Origin of the sequence: Falsiporphyromonas endometrii, from assembly GCF_042654485.1 — a bacterium.
Classification (GTDB): domain Bacteria; phylum Bacteroidota; class Bacteroidia; order Bacteroidales; family Porphyromonadaceae; genus Porphyromonas; species Porphyromonas endometrii.
This window is the reverse complement of sequence record NZ_JBHSGO010000059.1, coordinates 1-624: the sequence shown is the minus strand read 5'-3', so window position 1 is coordinate 624 and position 624 is coordinate 1. Positions and strand designations below refer to the sequence as shown.

Annotated in this window: 1 protein-coding gene; it reads left to right on the top strand. The window is 41.7% G+C overall.

Going from position 1 to position 624, the window contains the following annotated elements; translation table 11 throughout:
• On the top strand, positions 1–624 hold a 624-nt coding region (locus tag ACFO3G_RS03205), incomplete at both ends, for a transposase (protein ID WP_380077939.1).

The window sequence follows — 624 nt, the reverse complement described above, 5'->3', positions numbered from 1 at the left end:
CAATAGGAGACGCTCTGAAGAGATCTTCGAGGCAATATATCGTGATTTGTATGCTACTTACCACCATCAATTATCCTCGGACAGCCGACCTCATGGCGGTAAAGAGCCGGCATGGATGAAACGGTTGCGAATTATAGACTCAACCACCATCTCTTTGTTCTCCAACCTGATTTTCAAGGGTGTCGGACGTCATCCGAAGAATGGTAAAAAGAAAGGGGGAATAAAGGTACACACGGTCATACAGGCAAATGAGGGGGTGCCTTCTGATATCAGATTTACTTCTGCTGCTACGAACGACTCCTTTATGCTTAAGCCATCCTCCCTGAGCAAAGGAGACATTATAGCCATGGATAGAGCCTATATACATTATGAAAAGTTTGAACAGATGACTCAAAAAGGAATCATGTATGTGACTAAGATGAAGAAGAATCTGAAATATAATATACAAGATGATACCATAGTACAAACCGAAGATGGAGTAGCAGAGTTGCGCATCCAATCAGTCACCTTTACAAAAGCCTTAAAAGACAATCAAGAGCCCATTATCCATCATGCACGCATCATAACCTATGTGGATATCAAGAAGCATCGGTTTATATCTCTGCTAACCAACGATATGGATTT